20 protein-coding genes are annotated in these 23,900 nt (G+C 62.2%); 9 read left to right on the forward strand and 11 right to left on the reverse strand.

Annotated elements, in window-relative coordinates; translation table 11 throughout:
- Positions 1–4 precede the first annotated feature (4 nt).
- The 6 genes from flgJ to ABWL43_RS20850 all read right to left on the reverse strand — a co-directional run bounded on the left by flgJ (position 5) and on the right by ABWL43_RS20850 (position 6,616).
- Entirely contained in the window at positions 5–1,273 is a 1,269-nt protein-coding gene (flgJ, locus tag ABWL43_RS20825) for a flagellar assembly peptidoglycan hydrolase FlgJ (protein ID WP_242195639.1), read from the reverse strand.
- Between the two features lie 3 nt (positions 1,274–1,276).
- Positions 1,277–2,365, reverse strand: coding sequence for a flagellar basal body P-ring protein FlgI (locus tag ABWL43_RS20830; protein ID WP_145159575.1), 1,089 nt, complete (start codon positions 2,363–2,365; stop codon positions 1,277–1,279).
- A 27-nt stretch (positions 2,366–2,392) separates the two neighbouring features.
- Complete coding sequence (flgH, locus tag ABWL43_RS20835; RefSeq protein ID WP_003214607.1) at positions 2,393–3,088, reverse strand: flagellar basal body L-ring protein FlgH; 696 nt, start codon at positions 3,086–3,088, stop codon at positions 2,393–2,395.
- Positions 3,089–3,141: 53 nt separating this feature from the next.
- Positions 3,142–3,927 carry a flagellar basal-body rod protein FlgG gene (flgG, locus tag ABWL43_RS20840; RefSeq protein ID WP_005790105.1) on the reverse strand — a complete coding sequence of 262 codons (786 nt, stop codon included), beginning with the start codon at positions 3,925–3,927 and terminating at the stop codon, positions 3,142–3,144.
- 71 nt (positions 3,928–3,998) lie between these two features.
- On the reverse strand, positions 3,999–4,739 hold the full coding sequence (locus ABWL43_RS20845; protein ID WP_145158904.1) for a flagellar basal body rod protein FlgF: 741 nt from the start codon (positions 4,737–4,739) through the stop codon (positions 3,999–4,001).
- Between the two features lie 314 nt (positions 4,740–5,053).
- A complete protein-coding gene (locus ABWL43_RS20850) occupies positions 5,054–6,616 on the reverse strand; it encodes a sigma-54-dependent transcriptional regulator (protein ID WP_404484053.1) in 1,563 nt (520 codons plus the stop codon).
- Positions 6,617–6,873: 257 nt separating this feature from the next.
- Here ABWL43_RS20850 and phhA point away from each other — a divergent pair, with 257 nt between their 5' ends.
- The 3 genes from phhA (at position 6,874) to ABWL43_RS20865 (ending at position 9,320) form a co-directional block, all read left to right on the forward strand.
- Positions 6,874–7,665, forward strand: a complete 792-nt coding sequence (gene phhA, locus ABWL43_RS20855; protein WP_145158906.1) for a phenylalanine 4-monooxygenase — start codon at positions 6,874–6,876, stop codon at positions 7,663–7,665.
- Positions 7,666–7,770: 105 nt separating this feature from the next.
- Complete coding sequence (locus tag ABWL43_RS20860) at positions 7,771–8,127, forward strand: 4a-hydroxytetrahydrobiopterin dehydratase (RefSeq protein ID WP_106576439.1); 357 nt, start codon at positions 7,771–7,773, stop codon at positions 8,125–8,127.
- Complete coding sequence (locus ABWL43_RS20865; protein ID WP_145158908.1) at positions 8,127–9,320, forward strand: amino acid aminotransferase; 1,194 nt, start codon at positions 8,127–8,129, stop codon at positions 9,318–9,320. The genes ABWL43_RS20860 and ABWL43_RS20865 overlap by 1 nt, the downstream gene beginning before the upstream one ends.
- A gap of 63 nt (positions 9,321–9,383) precedes the next feature.
- On the opposite strand, the gene ABWL43_RS20870 is transcribed toward ABWL43_RS20865, so the two are convergent.
- Entirely contained in the window at positions 9,384–10,193 is an 810-nt protein-coding gene (locus ABWL43_RS20870) for a UDP-2,3-diacylglucosamine diphosphatase (protein ID WP_145158911.1), read from the reverse strand.
- Between the two features lie 138 nt (positions 10,194–10,331).
- Between ABWL43_RS20870 and ABWL43_RS20875 the strand changes: the two genes are divergently transcribed.
- Positions 10,332–11,081 carry an AraC family transcriptional regulator gene (locus tag ABWL43_RS20875; RefSeq protein ID WP_404484057.1) on the forward strand — a complete coding sequence of 250 codons (750 nt, stop codon included), beginning with the start codon at positions 10,332–10,334 and terminating at the stop codon, positions 11,079–11,081.
- A gap of 92 nt (positions 11,082–11,173) precedes the next feature.
- Positions 11,174–12,058, forward strand: coding sequence for a DMT family transporter (locus tag ABWL43_RS20880; RefSeq protein WP_404484059.1), 885 nt, complete (start codon positions 11,174–11,176; stop codon positions 12,056–12,058).
- A gap of 3 nt (positions 12,059–12,061) precedes the next feature.
- On the opposite strand, the gene ABWL43_RS20885 is transcribed toward ABWL43_RS20880, so the two are convergent.
- On the reverse strand, positions 12,062–12,349 hold the full coding sequence (locus ABWL43_RS20885) for a SelT/SelW/SelH family protein (RefSeq protein WP_242195653.1): 288 nt from the start codon (positions 12,347–12,349) through the stop codon (positions 12,062–12,064).
- An 82-nt stretch (positions 12,350–12,431) separates the two neighbouring features.
- Here ABWL43_RS20885 and ABWL43_RS20890 point away from each other — a divergent pair, with 82 nt between their 5' ends.
- Positions 12,432–14,621: a patatin-like phospholipase family protein gene (locus ABWL43_RS20890; RefSeq protein WP_262208284.1), complete on the forward strand. Its 2,190-nt coding sequence runs from the start codon at positions 12,432–12,434 to the stop codon at positions 14,619–14,621.
- A 67-nt stretch (positions 14,622–14,688) separates the two neighbouring features.
- Here the strand turns inward: ABWL43_RS20890 and ABWL43_RS20895 are convergent, their stop codons facing one another.
- Entirely contained in the window at positions 14,689–15,123 is a 435-nt protein-coding gene (locus ABWL43_RS20895; RefSeq protein ID WP_106576432.1) for a MarR family transcriptional regulator, read from the reverse strand.
- A gap of 121 nt (positions 15,124–15,244) precedes the next feature.
- A complete protein-coding gene (gene recQ, locus ABWL43_RS20900; RefSeq protein WP_053258024.1) occupies positions 15,245–17,371 on the reverse strand; it encodes a DNA helicase RecQ in 2,127 nt (708 codons plus the stop codon).
- Positions 17,372–17,645: 274 nt separating this feature from the next.
- Between recQ and ABWL43_RS20905 the strand changes: the two genes are divergently transcribed.
- The 3 genes from ABWL43_RS20905 (at position 17,646) to ABWL43_RS20915 (ending at position 22,339) form a co-directional block, all read left to right on the forward strand.
- A complete protein-coding gene (locus tag ABWL43_RS20905; protein ID WP_106576431.1) occupies positions 17,646–18,233 on the forward strand; it encodes a YecA family protein in 588 nt (195 codons plus the stop codon).
- A gap of 20 nt (positions 18,234–18,253) precedes the next feature.
- Positions 18,254–18,643: a YbaN family protein gene (locus tag ABWL43_RS20910; protein WP_145158921.1), complete on the forward strand. Its 390-nt coding sequence runs from the start codon at positions 18,254–18,256 to the stop codon at positions 18,641–18,643.
- 225 nt (positions 18,644–18,868) lie between these two features.
- Entirely contained in the window at positions 18,869–22,339 is a 3,471-nt protein-coding gene (locus tag ABWL43_RS20915) for a NahK/ErcS family hybrid sensor histidine kinase/response regulator (protein WP_404484064.1), read from the forward strand.
- Positions 22,340–22,444: 105 nt separating this feature from the next.
- On the opposite strand, the gene rmuC is transcribed toward ABWL43_RS20915, so the two are convergent.
- On the reverse strand, positions 22,445–23,809 hold the full coding sequence (gene rmuC, locus ABWL43_RS20920; protein WP_178119661.1) for a DNA recombination protein RmuC: 1,365 nt from the start codon (positions 23,807–23,809) through the stop codon (positions 22,445–22,447).
- Positions 23,810–23,900: the final 91 nt, after the last annotated feature.

A 23,900-nucleotide genomic window follows, 5' to 3' on the forward strand; every position in this document is an offset into this window, starting at 1 on the left:
GACCTTATAAATGAGTGGAGGCGCCCGCGGCAGCGTAATCCTGGTAACTGTTCATCGTTTTGGCGATCTGCGAAATCTTGCTGGCGTAGTCCGGGTCGGTTGCATATCCGGCTTTTTGCAACTCGCGCACAAACTGTTCCGGGTTGTCGGCTGATTTCACAACTTCTTTATAGCGATCATTGCTTTGCAGCAATGTGACCAGATCGTGGAAGCTGTCCTGATAGGAGTTGTAGGAACGGAATTGCGCCGTTTCCTTGACCATCGACCCATCACGAAACTCGCTGGTAATTGCACGCGCCTGGCCGCCCTGCCAACTCTGCCCGGCCTTGATGCCGAACAGGTTGTGACTGCTGCTGCCGTCCTCGGCGCGCATCACTGATTTGCCCCAACCGGTTTCCAGCGCGGCCTGGGCCACCAGGTACTTGGGATCGACACCGATGCGCGCGGCGGCCGCCTTGGCCATCGGCAGCATGGTGGCGACAAATTCATCCTGCGAGCTGAAGGCTTTCTTCGCCGGCGCCAGCGGTGGCTGAGCGATGGCGCGGCCATACACCTGCATGCGCCCGCTCGGTACGGCAATGCTGCGCGCGCTGCTGTTGACCACGTTGTCGGCGGCGGCGCTGTTACGCAGCGGCGCGCTCTTGGCATCGATGGCGACCGGCGCGTTCGGCACGATACCGGCCAACAGACGGTCAGTCAGCTTGCTCGGCAAGGCGATACGGCGCTGGTTCATCAGCTCCATGTCGTTGGCGTGCGTGCTCGCGCCTTCAGGCACGGCCACGCGATAAGCCCACAGCGGACGCTGGCCGTTGGAGCGGCCCAACGGCCCTGCGGCCTGGGTGCCTGCGGCGATTTCAGTCGGCACATCGACCTTCTTCGCTGGCGCCTGCGCCGCCTCCGGGCCCTGCAACGTGGCCGCCTGGGCGTCCACCGGCTTGTTCTTCTGCATTTGGCGCATCAGCACGTCGGCCAGGCCAATACCACCGCCTTCGCGGGACATCGAAACCGCCAACTGCTGGTCGTACATTTCCTGGTATTGCTTGGCCGCCGGCGTATTCAGCGGGTTGTCCTTGCCCAGCGCTTCCGTGGCCGAGCGCATGGACTTGAGCATCTCGCTGAGAAACAGCGACTCGAACTCCTGCGCGACTTTGCGCATGTTGCCTTCGCTGTTCTTGTCGGCGCCGACCTTGAGCTGGTTAAGCCGGTTCAGGTCGGAGTAAGACCCCGAATCTGCCGTGCTGCTGATCCCGCTCTGGCGCATATCCATGACCATGGCTCAGATCACTATCAGGTCGGCTTGCAAGGCGCCGGCCTGTTTCAGCGCTTCGAGGATCGCCATCAAGTCGCCTGGGGCTGCGCCCACCTGGTTCACCGCGCGGACAATCTCGTCCAGCGTGGTGCCGGGGCCGAACTTGAACATCGGCTTGGCTTCTTGCTGAGCATTCACCCGCGAACGCGGCACCACCGCCGTCTGGCCATTGGACAAGGGCCCAGGCTGACTGACGATCGGGTCTTCGGTGATAGTCACGGTCAGGCTGCCGTGGGTCACGGCCGCCGGCGATACCTTGACGTTCTGACCGATCACGATCGTGCCGGTACGCGAATTGATGATGACCTTGGCCACCGCCTGGCCTGGATCGACCTCGAGGTTTTCCAGGATCGACAGGTAATCGACGCGCTGGCTTGGGTCCAGCGGCGCGGTGACGCGGATCGAGCCGCCGTCAATGGCCTGAGCGACGCCAGGGCCGAGCATGTCGTTGATCTTGTCGACCACGCGCTTGGCGGTGGTGAAGTCCGAACGGTTGAGGTTCAAGGTCAGGCTGTTGCCCTGGTTGAAGCCGCTGGGCACGGTGCGTTCCACCATGGCGCCGCCTGGAATTCGTCCGGCAGACGGCACGTTAACGGTGATCTTCGAACCGTCACGGCCCTCGGCGTCAAAACCACCGACCACCAGGTTGCCCTGGGCGATGGCGTAGACGTTGCCGTCGATACCCTTGAGCGGCGTCATCAGCAACGTGCCGCCGCGCAGGCTTTTGGAGTTACCGATGGACGAGACGGTGATGTCCACCACCTGACCCGGCTTGGCGAACGCCGGCAGATCGGCACTGATGGACACGGCCGCAACGTTTTTCAGCTGCACGTTGCCCGAACCCGCCGGCACCTTGATGCCGAACTGCGAGAGCATGTTGTTGAAGGTCTGCAGGGTGAACGGCGTCTGAGTGGTCTGGTCACCCGTGCCGTTAAGCCCCACCACCAGGCCGTAGCCGATCAGTTGGTTGGAGCGCACGCCGGAAATACTGGCGATGTCTTTCAACCGCTCAGCAAAGGCCCCTGTGCTCAAGGCCAGCAACAACGCGGCAGCCATCAGCTGTTTGAGTTTCAAAGTGGCCACCTAGAAAGGGAACAGCGGGCTAAGGAAGAAACGGTCGAACCAGCCCGGCTGACTCGCATCAGCAAACGAACCCGTACCCGAGTAGGTAATGCGCGCATCGGCAATCCGCGTCGACGGCACGGTGTTGTCGGTGGAAATATCATCGGCGCGGACCATGCCCGCAATGCGCACCAGCTCGTCGCCGGTGTTGAGAGTCATCCACTTTTCACCGCGTACGGCGATGATGCCGTTGGGCAGTACATCGGCGACGGTCACGGTGATCGAACCGGTCAGGCTGTTGCCCTGCCCCGCCGCACTTTTGCCGTTGGTGGCGCGGTCGCCGCTGTAGCCGGCGTCCAGGCTCAGGTCACCGCTGCCCAGTGGGTTGTTGGTGTTAGGCACGCCACCGAACAGCGACGTCAGGCCAATGCTGGTCTTGCTGGTCTTGCCGATCTGCGAGTTGGCGTTTTTGCTGGCCTGGGTTTTCTCGTTCAGGGTGATGGTGATGATGTCACCCACGCGGAACGCCTTGCGGTCGCTGTACAGGTTCTGTTCGAAACCGGCCTGGTAGATCGAGCCATTGTTGGCCGCCGCCGGCAACGGCGTGCGCGGCAACACCGGCGCGTAGTACGGGTCATTGGGTTTTGGCGTCGGGGCGACACAGCCCGCGAGCACGGCGATCCCACTCAATGCCAGAACAGAAACATAGCGATTCATGACCCTTACCTCACGGTGTTGCAGGCGCCGTCGATGGCGCCCCATAGACTTGATTACAGATTCTGCGTTACGAACGAAAGCATCTGGTCGGCGGTGGAAATCACCTTGGAGTTCATCTCGTAGGCGCGCTGGGTGGTGATCATGTTGACCATCTCCTCAACCGTGCTGACGTTGGAAGTTTCCAGGGTGCTTTGCAGCGTGGTGCCAAAACCGTTCAGGCCAGGGGTGCCGATTTGCGGCGCGCCGCTGGAGGCGGTTTCCAGGAACAGGTTGTTACCCATCGCTTGCAGGCCGGCCGGGTTGATGAAGTCGGCGGTTTGCAGGTTGCCGATCACTTGCGACGCCGGGTTGCCGGCCACGGTGATCGACACGGTGCCGTCGTTGCCGACGGTGAAGGTCTTGGCGTCCGCGGGAACCACAACAGCCGGCTCCAGGGCGAAACCGTTGGCCGTGACGATCTGGCCATTGGAGTCGAGGTGGAACGTGCCGTCACGGGTGTAGGACGTGGTGCCATCGGGTTGCAGGATCTGGAAGAAGCCGCGCCCGTTGATGGCCATGTCCAATGGCTGACCGGTTTGCTGCAGGTTGCCGGCGCTGAAGTTCTTCTGCGTGCCAACGATCTGCACACCGGTACCCAGTTGCAGGCCCGACGGCAATTCGCTGTCCTGGGTCGATTGGGCGCCCGGCTGCTTCTTGATCTGATAGAGCAAGTCCTGGAACTCGGCGCGGTCACGTTTGAAGCCCGTGGTCGACACGTTCGCCAAGTTGTTGGAAATGGTGGTCAGGTTGGTGTCCTGGGCGGACAAACCGGTTTTGGCAACCCATAGAGCCGGAAGCATGCTGTTCTCCTTCGTGCGCCTGTTTGTTGGCGCTGCGCTGCAAAATTAGTAGTCGGTCAGTAACGCGCCAATCAGCTCATCGCCAGAACGCGGGTCATGGCCTGGTCGTCTTCCTTGGCGCTGTTCATCATCTTGATGTGCAGCTCGAACTGCTTGGAAAGCGACAGCACCGCGGTCATTTCTTCAACGGCGTTGACGTTGCTTGCCTGCAGGAAGCCCGACGTCAGCGTGACGTTGGCGTTCGCCTGGGCCGGCTGGCCATCCTTGGTGTGGATGGTGCCGTCCAGGCCCTTGGTCATGTTCTTGAGGTCCGGCTGGACCAGCTTGATGCGGTCCACTTCAGCCATGACCCGCGGGCCTTCGCCCATGGCGCGGATGCTGATGGTGCCGTCGGCACCCACTTCGATTTTCTGCTGCGGCGGCACCGCAATCGGGCCACCGTTGCCCATGATCGGCATACCGTTGCCGGCCCGCAGCACGCCCAGCGCATCCACATTCATGCTGGCACTGCGCACGTAGGCTTCACCGCCATCGGGGGTTTGCACAGCCATCCAACCGTCGCCGCTGACCGCCACGTCGAGGTCACGACCGGTTTCGATCATGGCGCCCGGGGAGAAGTCGGTGCCCGGACGCTCGGTCATGGCAAACGCGCGCGCCGGAAAGCTGTCACCAAACACCGGCATCGAACGCGCCTGCTCCAGATCACGCTGAAAACCGTTGGTGGAGATGTTCGCCAGATTGTTGGCATGGGCCTTCTGCGCCAGTGCATTCTGGCTGGCGCCGGTCATTGCCACATAAAGGTACTTGTCCACGCTCTATCCTCTTTCTGACGGACGCTTGCCGCCCACCGCTGTACTGATGAGGCTTAAGCAATTTGCGAACCAACTTTTAAAAACGAGGAAAAGTCCAGGCGGGACGGGGGTTTGCGTGGAGGCATGGAGATTATGAGGCTGGACGAGAGTCGAAAAAACGGCGGACTACTGCCGCCTGCGGCAAGCACAGGTCTTGAAGATGACAAATAACAAATGTGGGAGCTGGCTTGCCTGCGATAGCGGTGTATCAGTGGGTACATCAGCTAACTGACCCACCGCCATCGCAGGCAAGCCAGCTCCCACAGGGGATGCGTTCACTTGTCGGCCTTGAGGATTTCGTAATCACGCAGCTTATTGGCGATGGTGGTGTGCGACACGCCCAAGCGTTTGCCCAGCTGCCGGCTGCTGGAATGCTCGGCATATAAAGCCTCCAGCACTGCCTTCTCGAACCGGCCAACGATCTGCTCCAACCCGCCCTCCAACGAGAAATCGCCAAGCGGCTGACGCACGCCGTAATCCGGCAAGCGAATATGCTCTGCCTTGACCGTCCCGCCTTCGCACAACGACACCGCCTGAAACAGCACGTTTTCCAGCTGGCGCACATTGCCCGGCCAGTGATAGTGGCTGAGCCGATCCATCGCAGCCGGTGCCAGCTTGGGCAGCGGGCAGCCGATCTGCCGGCTGGCTTGATCGAGGAAATGCTCAACCAATGGCGCCAACCCATCCAGGCATTCGCGCAGCGGCGGGATATGCAGCGACAGCACATTGAGGCGGTGATAAAGGTCCTGGCGGAATTCGCCGCGGGCGCAAAGCTCAGACAAGTCCACCTGCGTCGCACAGATCACCCGTACATCCAGGTAGACCTCTTCATCACTGCCCACCCGGCGAAAGCATCCGTCCTGCAGAAAACGCAGCAATTTCACCTGCAGACGCGCGCTCATTTCGCCGACGCCATCGAGAAACAACGTACCGCCTGCCGTCAGCTCCAACAGACCCAGCTTGCCTTCGGCCCGCGCGCCTTCAAACGCACCAGGCCCGTAGCCAAACAGCTCGGTCTCGGCCATTGACTCCGGCAAGCCTGCGCAATTGAGCGCCATCAATGGCGACTGCCCACGCGGGCTGGCCAGGTGACAAGCGCGGGCCAACAGCTCTTTGCCGGTGCCGGTTTCGCCTTCTATTAATAGAGGCGCATCCAGAGGCGCCATGCGCCGCGCCTCGCGCACCACGGCCGCCATGACCTTGGAGCTCTGGAAGATGCTGTCGAAACCACGCAGTTCCTGCTTGCGCACGTTATAGATGCGCTCCCCGACGCGGTCGGCGCGGTGCAGGGTCAGCACGGCCCCCGCCATGGCTTCGCTGTCATCGTGTTCGGAGGACTGCAGCGGCGCGATGTCCGCCAGGAATACGTCGCCCTTGACCTTGACCCGCAAGCCATTGATGCGCGACTTGCTCGCCCGCACCAGTTCCGGCAGATCGAAGTCTTCGGCGTAGCGCGACAGTGGAATGCCCGGCACCTCGTCCACGCGCACCCCGAGCAACTGCGCCGCCGCGCGGTTGGCGGCAACGATGGAGCCGCCCATGTCGATCGACAGCACCGGAAATTCCAGTGCGCCAAGCAGCGCATTGAGCTCCATATGCCGACGCTCGCTGGGCATCAGCCCTACCCGCTTGACGCCAAACACCCCGGCAATGGCTTCAAATTGCGGGCGCAGCGCCTGGAATTGCATGTTCACCAGGTTGGGGCAAAACAGGTAAATCGCATTGCCATGTTCGCCGCCGACCTCGCCCTTGGCGACGTTGACGCCGTACTCCACCAACAGGTTGAGGATGTCCCGCAGGATGCCGATGCGGTTCTGGCAGTGCACTTTAATACGCATGAAAAAGCCCGAAAGGTGGGAAGGCGCCGCGTCTTTTTGCCGCTGAGCGCAGATAGTCGTCAAGATTATGTGACAGCCCGGGAGCATTTCACAGCCCAAGACAAGGATGAGCCGGGCTATCGTAACGAATACTTTACAAAAATCGGTAACATTTCCTACAGCATTAAGCCGCAGCCCGATGGAATCCGGCGCCTTGCGGGTTATCAATAGGCTCATCGCAGGACATAACAAGAACGAATGCCTAGCAGGAGAGCCGTATGAAGCAAACGCACTACGTGGCCCGCGAGCCCGATGCGCAAGGTTTTATCCACTACCCGCCGGAAGAACACGCGGTGTGGAACACTCTGATCACGCGCCAGTTGAAAGTGATCGAGGGTCGCGCCTGCCAGGAATACCTGGACGGCATCGACAAGCTCGGCCTGCCGCTGGACCGCATTCCGCAACTGGGTGAAATCAACCAGGTGCTGGCCGAGACCACCGGCTGGCAAGTCGCCCGCGTGCCGGCACTGATCCCCTTCCAGACCTTCTTCGAATTACTCGCCAGCAAACAGTTTCCGGTGGCGACCTTTATTCGGACCCGCGAAGAACTGGACTACCTGCAAGAGCCGGATATTTTCCACGAGATCTTCGGCCACTGCCCGCTGCTGACCAACCCCTGGTTCGCCGAATTCACCCACACCTACGGCAAGCTCGGCCTGGCCGCGACCAAGGAACAGCGCGTGTACCTGGCGCGCCTGTACTGGATGACCATCGAGTTCGGCCTGGTGGACACCCCGCAAGGCCGGCGCATCTACGGTGGCGGCATTCTGTCGTCGCCCAAGGAGAGCGTGTACTGCCTGTCGGATGAGCCCGAGCACCAAGCCTTCGACCCGCTCGAAGCGATGCGCACGCCGTATCGGATCGACATCCTGCAACCACTGTATTTCGTCCTGCCTGAGCTCAAGCGCCTGTTCGACGTGGCGCAGGAAGACATCATGGGCATGGTCGAGCGCGGTATGCAGCTGGGTCTGCACGCGCCGAAATTTCCGCCCAAACCCAAAGCGGCTTGAACCTTATGTTTTCAGGCCAGGTGAGTCTGTTCCCTGGCCGCGCGTTGCTTTAGGGTGACGCCACTGACGACCGTTTTTCAAACACTCGAATTCAGGACACTTCCCATGACCACCTTGAACCAAGCCCACTGCGAAGCCTGCCGTGCCGACGCCCCGCAAGTCAGCGATGAAGAGTTGCCGGTACTGATCAAGCAGATTCCCGACTGGAACATCGAAGTCCGCGACGGCGTGATGCAGCTGGAAAAGGTTTTTCTGTTTAAGAACTTCAAATTTGCCCTGGCCTTTACCAACGCCGTGGGTGAAATCTCTGAAGCCGAAGGCCACCACCCTGGCCTGCTCACCGAGTGGGGCAAAGTCACCGTGACCTGGTGGAGCCACTCGATCAAAGGCTTGCACCGCAACGACTTCATCATGGCCGCGCGCACGGACGAAGTGGCCAAGGACGCCGAGGGCCGCAAGTAATGCATTTCGATGCGATTGGCCGCGTGCCCGGCGACCCGATCCTCGGGCTGATGGACCTGTATGCCCAGGACAGCAACCCGAACAAGTTCGACCTGGGTGTCGGCGTCTATAAAGACGACCAGGGCCTCACGCCGATTCCGCACTCGGTAAAACTCGCCGAACAGCGGCTGGTAGACACCCAGACCACCAAGACCTACATCGGCGGCCACGGCGATGCGGCATTCGGTGCGCTGATCAGCGAACTGGTGCTCGGCGCCGACTCGGCCCTGATCCGCGACCGCCGTGCCGGCGCAACGCAAACCCCAGGCGGCACCGGCGCCCTGCGCCTGAGCGCGGACTTTATCGCCCATAACCTGCCGGGGCGTGGCGTGTGGCTGAGCAACCCGACCTGGCCGATCCACGAAACCATCTTCGCCAAGGCCGGGCTCAAGGTCAGTCACTACCCCTATGTGGGTGCCGACAACCGCCTGGATGTGGCCGCGATGTTGGCAACACTTGCCACCGTGCCCGAGGGCGACGTGGTGTTGCTGCATGCGTGCTGCCACAACCCGACTGGTTTTGACCTGTCCCAGGACGACTGGCGCCAGGTGCTGCAGATCGTGCGCGAGCGCCAATTGCTGCCGCTGATCGACTTCGCCTATCAAGGCTTCGGCGACGGTCTGGAGCAGGACGCCTGGGCCGTGCGATTGTTTGCCGCCGAGCTGCCGGAAGTGCTGATCACCAGCTCCTGCTCGAAAAACTTTGGCCTGTACCGCGACCGTGTCGGCGCGTTGATCGTGTGCGCGGCGGATGCTGAAAAGCTCACGGATGTGCGCAGCCAACTGGCAAACACCGCGCGCAATCTGTGGTCGACGCCGCCGGATCATGGCGCCGCCGTGGTCGCGACCATTCTTGGGGATGCCGAGCTGAAAAAGCGCTGGAGCGACGAAGTCGAAGCCATGCGTTCACGGATCGCGCAGCTGCGTTCCGGCCTGGTGGAGGCGCTGGCGCCCCACGGGCTGGCCGAACGCTTTGCGCATATCGGTGCGCAGCGTGGGATGTTTTCCTACACCGGCTTGAGTGCCGAACAGGTCAAGCAACTGCGCGAGAAGCACAGCGTGTACATGGTCAGTTCGGGGCGGGCTAACGTGGCGGGCATCGACGCGACGCGTTTGACCCTGCTGGCCGAGGCCATCGCCGACGTCTGCAACTGAAGAAACGGGGAATAAATGTGGGAGCAGGCAAGCCAGCTCCCACATTTGAACGGAGTGAGGCCTTTAGCCCGCAACCATCTCGGCTTTGAGCTGCGCCTCTTTCGCCTGCGCATCCGCCAACCGATACAACTCGATCTGCCCGTCCCAGTGCTCGATCAACGCCGTGCACGACTCCACCCAGTCCCCGCAGTTGAGGTAATCCACCTCGCCCACCTTGCGAATTTCCGCGTGGTGAATATGTCCGCAGACCACGCCATGCAGCTCGCGCCTGGTGACTTCGTGGGCGATCGCCTCCTCAAAGTCGCTGATAAAGCTCACTGCCGTCTTGACCTTGTGCTTGAGGTACGCCGACAGCGACCAGTAGCCGTAGCCATACCGCGCCCGCCAGTGATTGAGCCAGCGGTTCAGCGTGAGTGTGAACTCGTAGGCCGAGTCGCCGAGAAACGCCAGCCAGCGGTGGTAACGGGTGATCACATCAAACTGGTCGCCGTGAATTACCAGCAAGTGACGGCCATCGGCGGTGACGTGCACCGCTTCGTCCACCAGTTGGATATTGCCCAGGATCAGCTTGGAATAGCGCCGCAGGAACTCGTCATGGTTGCCGGTGACATAGATCACCTCGGTGCCGCGCTTGGCCATGGTCAGCAAGCGGCGGATCACGTTGGTATGGGCCTGGGGCCAATACATGCCGCCGCGCATTTTCCAGCCGTCAATGATGTCGCCCACCAGGTACACCTTGTCGGCGTGGTAGCCCTTGAGAAACCGCGACAAGTGTTCGGCCTGGCAGTCCCGCGTGCCCAGGTGCACGTCGGAAATCCACAAGGTACGAACCCGTTGTTTAGGACCGGGTTTGGCGAATTCGGCACGGGTCATGGGCATCCCTCGACGCTGTTTTAGCGAGCTTGCGCCCTGGTGGTTAACAGCCCATGACAGCGGTGCGTCAGTCTGATGACAGCGCCTGGCGCCCGTGAAGCGTTGTAGACTGGCGCCCTGCACCCTCAGGAGACCGCGATGAGACCGACGCTCACGCTGCGCCACTACCTCGAAGAGCCTCTTGCCCACAGCCATGACCATGCGCAGTTGGTGTTCGGCCTGTCCGGGCACCTGGACCTGGAAGTCGATGGCCGGGGCAGCCAGGTGCGCGAAAGCAGCGTGATGGTGCTGCCCTTTTCCGCTCACCACGCCTGCGGCAGCCGCGATGGCAGCCGGTGCCTGGTGCTGGATGTGCCCACCGAACACTGGGTGCTGGACTCCTTGGGCGAGCATGCCGACGCCAGCCGCCGCCTGCTCGATCAACCGGCACGCCTGACTCTGGATTCGCGGCAAAGCCAGCTGGTGCAATGGCTGGCGCACAGCCCGGTGGATGACCCGTTGATCGTGCAGCAAGGCGCGGTGCTGTTATTGGCCAGCCTCAATCACCCGCAGGCCCAACCGACGCCGGGGCGGCGCCTGCCGTATGCGGCGTTTGATGCGCATATCGAGCGACACGTTGCGCATCCGTTGCAGGTCGCAGACCTTGCGCGCATTGCCGGCCTGTCGGTCGCGCGCCTGCACGCGCGCTTTATCGCCGAGTGCGGGCAGACGCCGATGGACTACATTCGCGGGCGCCGCCTGCAGATGGCCTTGAACCTGTTGCGCAACACGCCGCAGCCCATCGGCGACATTGCCGAGCGCGTCGGCTACAGCTCGCAAAGTGCGTTTGCCGCCGCGATGTTGCGCGAATTTGGCGCATCACCGGGCGCATTGCGGCGCTCATCATAGTCTTGCGACAAAAAACGCGAGCCGGACGACAGACGCCCACACCTCCAACCTCTAGACTGCGATTCTGTCACCCCGTTGGTTCAAGGATCGCAATGACTCCCCGCTCAGCCCTTGGCGCCCTGCATATCGGCGCACTGATGTTTGGCCTCACCGGCGTATTCGGCAAGCTGGCGGCGGCCTCGCCCGCCATCATCGTCTTCGGCCGGGCGGCCTTCGCCGTGGTGGCGCTCGCCGTGTTTGCGCGATTCGCCAGCAACACCACCTGGAAAACACTCCAGATGCGCGACTGGCGCCGCCTGCTGATCAGCGGCGTGCTGCTCGCGGCGCATTGGGTGACCTTCTTCATCGCGGTCAAAGTCGCCGGCGTGGCCGTCGCCACGCTTGGGTTTACCGCGTTCCCGGCGTTTACCGTGATTCTCGAAGGGCTGATCTTCCGCGAGCGCATTCGTGCCAATGAAGTGCTGCTGGTGGTACTGGTCAGTGTCGGCCTGATCCTGGTGACGCCAGACTTCAACCTCGCCAGCTCAGCCACCGGCGGCCTGCTCTGGGGCATTGCCTCGGGCCTGCTGTTTTCGCTGCTGTCGCTGAACAACCGCGCCAGTTCCGGGCGCATCCCCGCGGTGCAGGCGGCGCTGTGTCAGAACGTGGTGGTCGCGGCTTGTCTGCTGCCGGTGGCGGCACCCGGACTGGCGGATGTGCGGGCAATTGACTGGTTGTGGATCGGGCTGCTCGGGGTGTTCTGTACCGGCCTGGCCCACAGCCTGTTTGTCGCCAGCCTGGCGGTGATCAAGGCGCGCACCGCCTCGGTGGTGTTTGCCATGGAGCCGGTCTACGGCATCACCGCGGCCTGGGTGCTGTTTGCCGAAACCCCAACCTTGCGCATGCTGCTGGGCGGCGCGCTGATCATCGTCGCCATCGTGCTTTCCGGGCTGATGGGCAGCACCAGCCAGGCCAAAGCGCCTGCGGCGACGGCCTGATGCTCAGGCTTTGCGGTCGTTATGGCCCAGATCGCGCTGCGGGTCGATCTGGTCACGCACGCGCTGCTTGAGCACCTTGGCTTCGGGGAAGCCACCGTCGGCCTTGCGCTCCCAGATCTGCACACCATCGCAGGTGATGCGAAACGCGCCGCCGGTGGCCGGCTCCAGCGCCACACGGCCCAGGTCATCGGCAAACGTACTCAACAACTCCTGGGCCAGCCACGCGGCGCGCAACAGCCACTGGCACTGGGTGCAATAGGTGATGACGATCTCGGGTTTGCTCAGCGACATAATTTGAGAGGTTCCTGGCATAACGGGCTGGGTGGATCGGGTGGCTATAATACCGGCCTTTCGCCCAGCCTCGAGATTCATGATGCGCCGCCTGTTGTCTTGCCTGTTTCTGTGTTTGCTTCCACTGCTCGCCGACGCCGTTGAAACACCCCGCCCCAAAATCGGCCTCGTGCTGTCCGGCGGCGCCGCGCGTGGCCTGGCGCATATTGGTGTGCTCAAGGCCCTGGAAGAGCAAGGGATCCAGATCGATGCGATTGCCGGCACCAGCATGGGCGCGGTGATTGGCGGGCTGTACGCCTCGGGCTACAAGATTGATGAGCTGGAAAAGCTCGCGCTGAATATTGACTGGCAACAAGCGCTGTCCGACGCACCGCCGCGCGAAGACGTGCCGTTTCGACGCAAGCAGGATGACCGTGACTTTTTGGTCAAGCAGAAGCTCAGTTTCCGCGACGACGGCAGCCTCGGCCTGCCACTCGGAGTGATTCAGGGTCAGAACCTGGCACTGCTGCTGGAAAGCATGTTCGCCCACAGCAGCAACACGCGTAACTTCGACAAGCTGCCGATCCCGTTCCGCGCAGTGGCCACCGACATCACCACCGGCGAAAAAGTCGTGTTCAACAAAGGCCACCTGCCCCAGGTGATCCGCGCGAGCATGTCGATTCCGGCGGTGTTCGCCCCGGTGGAAATCGACGGCCGGCTGCTGGTGGACGGCGGCATGACCGACAACATCCCGCTGGACGTGGCGCGCGAGATGGGCGTCGACATCGCCATCGTGGTCGACATCGGCACCCCGCTGCGTTCGCGCAAGCAACTTGCCACTGTGGTCGATGTGCTCAACCAGTCGATCACCCTGATGACCCGGCGCAACTCCGAAGAGCAACTCAAGGCGCTGCACCCCAAGGATGTGCTGATCCAACCGCCGCTGGCGGCCTACGGCGTGACGGACTTCGGCCGCGCCAAGGACATGATCGACGCCGGCTACCGCGCCACCCGCGCGCTTGATGTACGCCTGGCGCACCTGCGTCCTGCTGAGCCTGTCGACCCGCAACTGATCGCCGCCCGCACACCCGGCGAGCGCACCCCCGTGATCACCGCCATCAAGGTGGAAAACGACTCGAAGGTCAGCGATGACGTGATCCGCTACTACATCCGCCAAAACCTGGGCGAGCCGCTGAACCTGGGCCGTCTGCAAACCGACATGGGCACCTTGTACGGCCTGGACTACTTCGAGCAGGTGCAATACCGCGTAGTGAAAAAGGGCCAGGACAACACCCTGGTGATCAGTGCACGCGGCAAACGCAGCGGCACCGACTACTTGCGCCTGGGCCTGAACCTGTCGGATGACATGCGCGGCGACAGCGCCTTCAACCTCGGCGCCAGCTACCGCATGAATGGCATCAACCGCCTCGGCGCCGAATGGCTGACGCGGGTGCAGATCGGTGATCGCCAAGAGCTGTACAGCGAGTTCTACCAGCCACTGGATGTCGGCTCACGCTACTTCGTCGCGCCCTATATCAGTGCCCAGGCGCAGAACGTTGAACTGATTCTGGACAACGACCCCATCTCCGAATACCGCCTGGAGCGTTATGGCTTTGGCTTGAACGTCGGCCGCCAGATCGGCAACAGCGGCGAGATCCGCTTCGGCGTCGGCGAAGCCTGGGGCAAGGCGGACGTGCGCATCGGCGACCGCGACCTGCCGAGCGTGAGCTTCAGCGAGGGCTTCTATGAACTGAAGTACTCGTTCGACTCGCTCGATAACGTGTACTTCCCGCACACCGGCGAAGACATCGGCCTGGCGTTCCGCGAATTCGAGCCAGGGTTAGGCTCGGACCAGCGCTATCGTCAGTGGGAGTTCAAACTGGACAAGGCCATGAGCCGCGGCCCGGACACGCTCATACTGGGCGGTCGTTACGGGCGCACGCTGGATAAATCCGACGTGGTGGTATCCAGCTTCCTGCTGGGCGGTGCGCGGCAATTGTCGGGCTTTCGCGAAGATGCAATCTCGGGGCAGAACATCGCCCTGATGCGCGCGGTGTACTACCGCCGCCTGACGCCGCGCTCGTACCTGCCGCTGGACTTCCCGCTGTACCTGGGGGCCTCGGTGGAACGCGGCCGGGCGTGGAACAACGACAATCAATTCGACAGCGGTTACATCAACGCTGCGAGTGTTTTCCTGGGGTTTGATACGCCGCTGGGGCCGCTGAATTTCAGCTATGGGTTCAATGATGACGATCAGCAGGCGGTGTACCTGAACCTCGGCCAGACGTTCTAGGCAGCGCACAAAAAAAGTGGGAGCTGGCAAGCCAGCTCCCACTTTTTAATTTCTGGTGAATCCCGGATCAGGACTTTTCCAGATTCGCCAGGATGTGCCCATGCACACGCATGCACACGCGCAAATCCTCTTCATCCACGCCCACAAACAGCTCATGGCGCAACGCTGTGGCAATGGTTTCAATCTGGTCGATCAATGGGCGGGCGGTGTCGCACAGCAATATGCGTTTGGCACGACGGTCTTCAAGCACCGCCTGGCGTTGCACCAGACCCTGGCCTTCAAGGCTGTCGAGCAGGCGGGCCAGCGTCGGCCCTTCGACGCCAACACTTTGAGCCAGCTCGCGCTGAGTGGGCGCTTCCGCAAAACGGGCCAGGTGCAACAGCACCAGCCAACGCGCCTGGGACAAACCCAGCCCCGCCAAGCGGCGGTCCAGTTCGGCGCGCCAACCTCGGGACATTTGCGCCAACTGCATGCCAAAGCGGTGTTGATCGGTTAAAGGCATAAAAAACTCATGGTTTAGACTGAAAATAAAGTGTGGCTAATTATTAGTCAGCTAAGCATGAGCCATGCCAGGAGGCAAGGGCCGCTATGTACTGATTCGTTACATTGGCGCAATTGGCACACTAAATTTCGAATTCCGACTGCAAAGCAGCCCGCACGCAATACAAAACACCCTCAGGCACACGCCCGGTAAACAGCGGCGCGATCTCCGCAACTGGTGGCAATTCGCCCTCTCCGTCGAGGAATGCATCCTGGATTTCACCGAGCAGATCTTCCGGCAAATCAAGGGCTTGCTCCAACGACAACTGCTGCTTGCCGATGGATTCGGCCAGCAGGGTATAGACGTTTTTTTCCGAACATTGCAGTTGACCGGCAATCTGGATCGGGGTCATGCCGGCACGCGCCAGGCTGATCAGTTCGTGGCGAATATCGGCGACTTCCTTCGGCGCCTCGGCCTGGCCGCCGAGCACTTCGAGGAAGGCTTGCCCATAGCGTTCCAGCTTGCGCGCGCCGACGCCGCTGACCCGGGCCATTTCGGCCATGGTGGTCGGCTGCTCGCGCAGCATCTCCAGCAACGTGGAGTCGGGGAAAATAACGTAAGGCGGCACACTGTGTTCCTGCGCAAGTTTGCGTCGCAGGGTGCGCAAGGCTTCCCATTGCTCGCGCTCTTCGCCACGGACCAACTGGCTGGCCTGGCTGGTGCTGCTCTTGGCCGTGGTCTGCGGTTTGAGGTCGCGACGCAGCTCCAGGCTCACTTCGCCCTTGAGCAATGGCCGGCAACTGTCGTTCAGGCGCAGGCCGCCATAGCCTTCGAGGTCGATGTCCACCAGGCCGCGGGCGACCATCTGGCGGAACAATGAGCGCCACTCGCCTTCAGCGCGGGCTTTGCCGACGCCATAGACCGAGAGTTTTTCGTGGCCGAAGCTGCGCACTTTTTCGTTGTCCTTGCCCAGCAACACATCCACCAGATGGCCCACGCCATAACGCTGGCCGGTGCGATAGATGGCCGACAACGCCTGGCGCGCCGGCTCGGTGGCATCCCAGGTCTGCACGCCGTCCACGCAGTTGTCGCAGTGGCCGCACGGCTCGGGCATGTCTTCGTCGAAGTACGCCAGCAGCGTTTGGCGGCGGCAGCGCGTCTCCTCACACAGCGACAGCATCGCGTCGAGCTTGTGTTGCTCCAAACGCTTGTGACGCTCGTCGCCCTCGGAGTTCTGCAGCATCTGCTTGAGCATCACCACGTCTTGCAGGCCGTAGACCATCCAGGCATCCGCCGGCAGGCCATCACGGCCAGCGCGGCCGGTTTCCTGGTAATACGCCTCGAGGGACTTGGGCAAGTCCATGTGCGCGACAAAGCGCACGTTGGATTTGTCGATGCCCATGCCGAACGCGATGGTCGCCACCATGATCAGGCCTTCCTCGTTGAGAAAGCGCTTCTGGTGGGCAGAGCGCGTTTCATTGGGCAGGCCCGCGTGGTACGGCAGCGCCGGGTAGCCTTGCTCGCAGAGGAACGCGGCCACTTCATCGACCTTCTTGCGCGACAGGCAATAGACGATGCCCGCATCGCTGCGCCGCTCGGACAGGAACGCCAGCAACTGCTTGCGCGGCTGCTCCTTGGGCACGATGCGGTAGAAGATGTTCGGCCGGTCGAAGCTCGACAGGAAGCGCTCGGCGTTCTGCAAATGCAGGCGCTCGACGATTTCTTCACGGGTGCGTTTGTCGGCAGTGGCCGTCAACGCGATGCGCGGGACGTCGGGGAACAATTCCGCCAACTGGCCCAGCTGCAAATATTCGCGACGGAAATCGTGGCCCCATTGCGATACGCAGTGGGCTTCATCGATGGCGAACAGGGCGATTTCCAGGCTCTGCAAAAACGCCAGCATGCGCGGCTGCACCAGACGCTCAGGGGCCAGGTAAAGCATCTTCACTTCACCGCGCTTGATGCGCGCGGCCAAGTCGCGCTGTTGCTCGGCGCTGAGGGTGGAGTTCAAGGACGCGGCGGCGACACCAAGCTCTTCAAGGGTGGCGACCTGGTCGTCCATCAACGCTATCAGCGGCGATACCACCACGGCCAGGCCGTTACGCAACAGCGCCGGCACCTGGAAGCACAACGACTTGCCGCCGCCGGTAGGCATCAGCACCAGGGCATCACCGCCACTGGCCACGCGCTCAATGATCGCACCCTGGCGGCCACGAAAACTGTCGTAGCCGAAGATGTCCTTGAGGACGCGTTGAGCCTGCTCGAGCATGTAAAACTCCAAAATGGTGCCGAAATCCCTCTGTACAGGCTGGCCGAAAAACCCCGGCTTCACGGGAAATAATCCGTAAGCGAAGTTTTCGCGGGTGGGCGCTGGGCCTGCAGGGGCATCACAAAACGCGGCAGTATACCCGAGCGTCGGTCCGCAAAGGGCGCCACTGACGAACAGCGACTGCTATCTAAACCTGGCAAATATGCCTTGCAGCTGGCCTGGGGGCTCAAGAAAGCCTAGAATTGCGCATCGTTTATTCCCAAGGTATGCCGTAATGTCCTTCGCTGAGCAACTAACCCGCCTGCAAGCCTTCCTCGACGCCGATGAGCTGCATGACGAGGCGCTGGACTACGTGGCCGCCCACGGCTACCTGACCGCCCTGTCGATCTCTTCCGACATCGTGCCGGACCGTGAGTGGATCGACGCCTTGTTCGCCGAAGAGCCGCACTATGCCGATGCCGCCCAACGCGAAGAAATCGAATCCACCCTGCTGGCCCTCAAGGCCCACATCGGTCGCCAACTGGCTTCCGACGAGGAATTCGAGCTGCCTTGCGAGCTGGACCTGGGCGAAGACCCGGATGACTCCGACCTGCGCGGCTGGTGCATCGGCTTCATGGAAGGTGTGTTCCTGCGCGAAGCGGCCTGGTTCGAAACCGCCGAGGAAGAAGTCAGCGAAATGCTGCTGCCGATCATGGTCGGTTCGGGTCTGTTCGACGACCAGCCTGAATTCTCCGACATCGCTTCCGACGCCAACCTGATGGACGACATGATCGTACAGATCCCGGAAGCCCTGACCGCCCTGTACCTGTTGTGCAACGCCCCTGACGAAAAACCGGCGATCCTCAAGCCACGTCACCACTGAGTCTTTTGCCCGTGTCCTCCATGGGCAATCGCTCGCTGCTCCTGCGTTACGCACTGCTGGCCATCGGCTGGTTGAGCGTGGCGCTGGGAGTGATCGGCATCTTCCTTCCCGTATTGCCGACCACGCCCTTCCTGCTACTCGCCGCCGCCTGCTTCGCTCGAAGCTCCCCGCGTTTCTACCACTGGCTGGTGGAACACCCGCGCCTGGGCCCGTGGATCAAAGACTACCTGGACGGCAATGGCATTCCGCTCAAGGGCAAGGTCTACGCACTCGGCCTGATGTGGTTGAGCATTGGTTTCTCCTGCTACCTGGTGCCGCTGCCATGGGCACGCGGTTTCATGCTGACCAGTGCCGTGCTGGTGACAATCTATATCCTGCGCCAAAAAACCCTGCCGCCCCGCGAACGGTAGGCGCGGGCTTGGGTGGGAGCCGGGCTTGCCCGCGATAGCATCGCCACGGTGCAACGTTCACACCGCAGCGCCTGAATCGCAGGCAAGCCAGCTCCCACACCAGCCAGCAGCTACATAAGCCAGATCCTGCACACGACCTTGGTCGACACTGACTAACCCCAAGCATCATGCGAGACTGTCCCACCGGGCCTGGAATGCCTGGGTGTTCTTATGCTCGGAGTTACCATGACGCTGTCCAGCGGGCTGATCGCCGCCGTTGCCCTGGCCTATATGGCCATTATGTTTGCCATCGCCTTTTACGGTGACCGCCGCCATGCGCCGTTGCCGCCGAAGGTGCGCGCCTGGGTGTACAGCCTGTCGCTGGCCGTCTACTGCACCAGCTGGACCTTCTTCGGCGCGGTAGGCCAGGCCGCCGAACAGCTGTGGGCATTTTTACCGATCTATCTAGGACCGGTGCTGCTGTTGGTGTTGGCACCCTGGGTGCTGCAGAAGATGATTCTGATCAGCAAGCAGGAAAACATTACCTCCATCGCCGACTTCATCGCCGCGCGCTACGGCAAATCCCAGTCGCTGGCGGTGGTAGTGGCGCTGATTTGCCTGGTCGGCGTGTTGCCCTACATCGCCTTGCAGCTCAAAGGCATCGTGCTGGGCGTGAACCTGTTGATCGGCTCCGGCCCCGACACCACCGGCACGCGCGCCCAGGACACGGCCCTTATCGTGTCGCTGGTGCTGGCGCTGTTCACCATCGTGTTTGGTACACGCAACCTCGACGCCACCGAGCACCACCGTGGCATGGTGCTGGCGATTGCCTTTGAATCGTTGGTCAAGCTGTTCGCCTTTCTCGCTGTCGGCGCGTTTGTGACCTACGGCTTGTACGACGGATTCGGCGACCTGTTCAGCCAGGCGATGCTGGCGCCGCGCCTTGAGGAATACTGGAAAGAAACCATCAACTGGCCGTCAATGGTGGTGCAAACCGGCGTGGCGATGATGGCGATTATCTGCCTGCCCCGGCAGTTTCACGTCACCGTCGTGGAAAACATCGACCCGCAAGACTTACGCCTGGCCAAGTGGGTGTTCCCGGCCTACCTGATCCTCGCCGCGCTGTTCGTCATCCCCATCGCCCTTGGCGGCAAAATGCTGCTGCCCGGCTCGGTATTGCCGGACTCCTACGTGATCAGCCTGCCCATGGCCGAGGCGCACCCGGCCCTCGCTGTGCTGGCGTTTATTGGCGGTGCGTCGGCAGCGACCGGCATGGTGATCGTGGCCAGCATCGCCCTGTCGACCATGGTGTCCAACGACATGTTGCTGCCGTGGCTGCTGCGACGCTCCAGTGCCGAGCGGCCGTTCGAAGTGTTCCGCCACTGGATGCTCTCGGTGCGCCGGGTCAGCATTGTGATCATCCTGCTGCTGGCCTACGTGAGTTACCGGCTGCTCGGCTCCACCGCGAGCCTGGCGACCATCGGCCAGATCGCCTTCGCGGCAGTCACCCAACTGGCCCCGGCGATGCTGGGCGCGCTGTATTGGAAGCAGGCGAACCGGCGCGGCGTGTTCGCTGGGTTGGCGGCGGGCACGTTTTTGTGGTTCTACACCTTGGTCCTACCGGTCACGGCGAAAAGTCTGGGCTGGTCGCTGAGCCTTTTCCCCGGGCTGACGTGGATGCATTCACACCCGTTTGGCTTCTCCGTGACCTCGCTGACCTTGGGCACCGTGCTCTCGCTGGCGGGTAACTTCACGCTGTTTGTGTGGGTCTCGATGCTGTCGCGCACACGGGTCTCGGAGCACTGGCAGGCCGGACGCTTTATCGGCCAGGAAATCAGCCAACGCGCCAGCGCGCGCTCGATGTTGTCGGTGCAGATCAGCGACCTGCTGAGCCTGGCGGCGCGCTTTGTCGGTGAAGAACGTGCCCAGCAGAGTTTTATCCGCTTCGCCTATCGCCAGGGCAAAGGCTTCAACCCCAACCAGAATGCCGACAACGATTGGATTGCCCATACCGAACGCCTATTGGCGGGCGTGCTCGGCGCCTCTTCGACACGCGCCGTCGTAAAAGCCGCAATTGAAGGGCGGGAAATGCAACTGGAGGACGTCGTACGTATCGCCGACGAAGCCTCCGAAGTGCTGCAGTTCAACCGCGCGCTGCTGCAGGGCGCCATCGAAAACATCACCCAGGGCATCAGCGTGGTCGACCAGTCGCTGAAGTTGGTGGCCTGGAACCGGCGCTATCTGGAGCTGTTCAACTACCCCGACGGTTTGATCAGTGTGGGCCGGCCGATTGCCGACATCATTCGCTACAACGCCGAGCGCGGCTTATGCGGGCCAGGGGAAGCCGAAGTGCACGTCGCGCGGCGTCTGCACTGGATGCGCCAGGGCCGTGCGCATACGTCCGAGCGCCTGTTTCCGAATGGGCGCGTGATCGAGCTGATCGGCAACCCGATGCCCGGCGGCGGGTTCGTCATGAGCTTCACCGACATCACCGCGTTCCGTGAAGCCGAACAAGCCCTGACCGAGGCCAACGAGGGCCTGGAACAACGGGTGACCGAACGCACCCATGAACTGTCGCAACTGAATGTGGCGCTCACCGACGCCAAAGGCGTGGCCGAATCCGCCAGCCAATCGAAGACGCGCTTTCTGGCGGCAGTGAGCCACGACCTGATGCAGCCGTTGAACGCGGCACGATTGTTCTCCGCCGCCCTCTCCCACCAGAACGACGGTCTGTCTGCCGAAGCCCGCCAGTTGGTGCAGCACCTGGACAGCTCGCTGCGCTCTGCCGAAGACCTGATCAGCGACCTGCTGGATATCTCGCGCCTGGAAAACGGCAAGATCAATCCCCAGCGACAGCCCTTCGTCCTCAACGAGTTGTTCGACACCCTGGGAGCAGAATTCAAGGCACTGGCCCACGAGCAAGGCCTGCGTTTTCGCCTGCGTGGCAGCCGTCTGCGGGTGGACAGCGACATCAAGTTACTGCGGCGGATCCTGCAGAATTTTCTTACCAACGCATTCCGCTACGCCGACGGCCCGGTGCTACTTGGCGTACGCCGACGCAAGGGTGAACTGTGCCTGGAAGTGTGGGATCGCGGCCCTGGCATCCCGCTGGATAAACAACAGGTGATCTTCGAAGAGTTCAAGCGCCTGGACAGCCACCAGACCCGCGCCGAAAAGGGCCTGGGCCTGGGCCTGGCAATCGCCGACGGCCTGTGCCGAGTGCTCGGCCATCGTTTGAGCGTGCGTTCGTGGCCGGGCAAAGGCAGCGTGTTCAGCGTGCGTGTGCCGTTGGCGCGTAACCAGGCCAGCCCCAAGGTCAAGACCACGCAGGATAACGGGCTGCCGTTGAGCGGTGCCCAGGTGCTGTGTGTGGACAATGAAGAAAGCATCCTGATCGGCATGCGCAGCCTGCTCACGCGCTGGGGTTGCGAGGTGTGGACCGCTACCGATCAGGCGCAATGTGCGGCGTTGCTGGCCGAGGGCGTGCGCCCGCAACTGGCGCTGGTGGACTACCACCTGGACCACGGCGAGACAGGCACGGAGTTGATGGGCTGGCTGCGCGCGCAACTGGCGGAGCCGATTCCCGGGGTGGTGATCAGCGCCGATGGGCGCCCGGAAATGGTGGCCGAGGTGCATGCCGCAGGGTTGGATTATTTGGCCAAGCCGGTGAAGCCTGCGGCGTTGCGCGCGTTGTTGAGTCGGCATTTGCCATTGTAGGAATGACTGAACTCAATCCCCCTGTGGGAGCTGGCTTGCCTGCGATAGCAGTGGAGCAGTCACCACCGCTATCGCAGGCGAGCCAGCTCCCACATTGACCGTGTGCTACTCCGGTAAGTGTGCGACGCCATCGGAGTCGGTCATCGCCCGTTCGAGCAAATCCGCCGGCAGGCTCTTGCTCGCACGCGCACCCAGCAACCTTAACTGCTCGGTTCGGCTGACCAGATTTCCACGGCCATCCGTCAGCTTGTTTCGCGCCGCGCTGTAGGCTTTATCCAGCTGCTGCAGGCGGTTGCCGACTTCATCCAGGTCCTGAATAAACAATACGAACTTGTCATACAGCCAGCCGGCGCGCTCGGCAATCTCCCGCGCGTTCTGGCTCTGGCGTTCCTGCTTCCACAGGCTGTCGATCACCCGCAGGGTGGCCAGCAAGGTGGTGGGGCTGACAATCACGATATGGCGGTCGAACGCTTCCTGGAATAGGTTCGGCTCAGCCTGCAACGCGGCGGAAAACGCAGCTTCTATCGGCACGAACAACAGCACGAAATCCAGGCTGTGCAGACCTTCGAGGCGCTTGTAATCCTTGCCGGCCAAGCCTTTGACGTGATTGCGCAGGGACAGCACGTGCTGTTTCAGCGCCGCCTGGCCGATCACATCGTCATCCGCTGCAACGTACTGCTGATAGGCGGTGAGGCTGACCTTGGAATCGACCACCACCTGCTTGTCGCCGGGCAGCATGATCAACACGTCCGGCTGGAAGCGCTCGCCGTCCGGGCCTTTGAGGCTGACCTGGGTCTGATACTCGCGGCCCTTCTCCAGCCCGGCATGTTCAAGCACGCGCTCAAGAATCAGCTCGCCCCAGTTGCCCTGGGTTTTCTGGCCCTTGAGCGCGCGCGTGAGGTTGGTGGCCTCGTCCGACAGTCGCAGGTTCAGTTGCTGCAGGCGCTCAAGCTCCTTGGCCAGGGAGAAGCGCTCGCGCGCTTCATTCTGGTAGCTCTCTTCCACGCGCTTTTCAAACGACTGGATGCGTTCCTTGAGCGGGTCGAGCAACTGGCCCAGGCGTTCCTGGCTGGTTTCGGCAAACCGTTGCTCACGTTCGTCGAAGATCTTGCCGGCAAGCTCGGCGAACTGCGCACGCAGCTCGTCCCGCGAGCCTTGCAGGTCAGCAAGGCGTTGTTGATGGCTTTCCTGTTGTTCGCGCAGTTCGGCGCGCAACGCCGAGGACAGCGCATCGAGGCGGCGCAGCTCGGTTTCCTTGGCGCTGCGGTCGAGGTTCCAGGCGTGGGCGGCGTCGCGGGCGTTATCGCGGTCGATTTGGAGCAATTCGACTTCACGGCGAACGGCCGCCAGGTCAGCTTGTTTGGCGGCGTTGGCCTGGCTCAGGTCACTGATCTCGTCGCGGCTGGCGTCGAGTTGCGCGGCCAGCCCTTCCTGGGCCAGTTGCGCGGTGGCCAGGCGCTCTTCGAGCAGTTCCCAGCCGGTCATGCGCGCGCTCAGCCGCCGTTGGAGCTGCCAGCACAGGGCCAATAAAGGCACTGCAGCGCCAGCCAGGCCCAAGGCA

The sequence above is a fragment of the Pseudomonas sp. HT11 genome, assembly GCF_044875395.1.
In the GTDB taxonomy this organism is placed as follows: domain Bacteria; phylum Pseudomonadota; class Gammaproteobacteria; order Pseudomonadales; family Pseudomonadaceae; genus Aquipseudomonas.

What these genes read in the sequence shown, in the direction of transcription:
- ABWL43_RS20905 (WP_106576431.1), top strand. Translation starts at nt 17,646, where the DNA reads ATGTCCTTCGCTGAGCAACTAACCCGCCTGCAAGCCTTCCTCGACGCC.
- flgJ (WP_242195639.1), bottom strand. Translation starts at nt 1,273, where the DNA reads ATGGTCATGGATATGCGCCAGAGCGGGATCAGCAGCACGGCAGATTCG.
- ABWL43_RS20870 (WP_145158911.1), bottom strand. Translation starts at nt 10,193, where the DNA reads ATGACCCGTGCCGAATTCGCCAAACCCGGTCCTAAACAACGGGTTCGT.
- flgG (WP_005790105.1), bottom strand. Translation starts at nt 3,927, where the DNA reads ATGCTTCCGGCTCTATGGGTTGCCAAAACCGGTTTGTCCGCCCAGGAC.
- ABWL43_RS20860 (WP_106576439.1), top strand. Translation starts at nt 7,771, where the DNA reads ATGACCACCTTGAACCAAGCCCACTGCGAAGCCTGCCGTGCCGACGCC.
- ABWL43_RS20890 (WP_262208284.1), top strand. Translation starts at nt 12,432, where the DNA reads ATGCGCCGCCTGTTGTCTTGCCTGTTTCTGTGTTTGCTTCCACTGCTC.
- ABWL43_RS20865 (WP_145158908.1), top strand. Translation starts at nt 8,127, where the DNA reads ATGCATTTCGATGCGATTGGCCGCGTGCCCGGCGACCCGATCCTCGGG.
- recQ (WP_053258024.1), bottom strand. Translation starts at nt 17,371, where the DNA reads ATGCTCGAGCAGGCTCAACGCGTCCTCAAGGACATCTTCGGCTACGAC.
- ABWL43_RS20885 (WP_242195653.1), bottom strand. Translation starts at nt 12,349, where the DNA reads ATGTCGCTGAGCAAACCCGAGATCGTCATCACCTATTGCACCCAGTGC.
- phhA (WP_145158906.1), top strand. Translation starts at nt 6,874, where the DNA reads ATGAAGCAAACGCACTACGTGGCCCGCGAGCCCGATGCGCAAGGTTTT.
- ABWL43_RS20915 (WP_404484064.1), top strand. Translation starts at nt 18,869, where the DNA reads ATGACGCTGTCCAGCGGGCTGATCGCCGCCGTTGCCCTGGCCTATATG.
- ABWL43_RS20880 (WP_404484059.1), top strand. Translation starts at nt 11,174, where the DNA reads ATGACTCCCCGCTCAGCCCTTGGCGCCCTGCATATCGGCGCACTGATG.
- ABWL43_RS20875 (WP_404484057.1), top strand. Translation starts at nt 10,332, where the DNA reads ATGAGACCGACGCTCACGCTGCGCCACTACCTCGAAGAGCCTCTTGCC.
- ABWL43_RS20895 (WP_106576432.1), bottom strand. Translation starts at nt 15,123, where the DNA reads ATGCCTTTAACCGATCAACACCGCTTTGGCATGCAGTTGGCGCAAATG.
- ABWL43_RS20830 (WP_145159575.1), bottom strand. Translation starts at nt 2,365, where the DNA reads ATGGCTGCCGCGTTGTTGCTGGCCTTGAGCACAGGGGCCTTTGCTGAG.
- flgH (WP_003214607.1), bottom strand. Translation starts at nt 3,088, where the DNA reads ATGAATCGCTATGTTTCTGTTCTGGCATTGAGTGGGATCGCCGTGCTC.
- ABWL43_RS20850 (WP_404484053.1), bottom strand. Translation starts at nt 6,616, where the DNA reads ATGCGTATTAAAGTGCACTGCCAGAACCGCATCGGCATCCTGCGGGAC.
- ABWL43_RS20910 (WP_145158921.1), top strand. Translation starts at nt 18,254, where the DNA reads ATGGGCAATCGCTCGCTGCTCCTGCGTTACGCACTGCTGGCCATCGGC.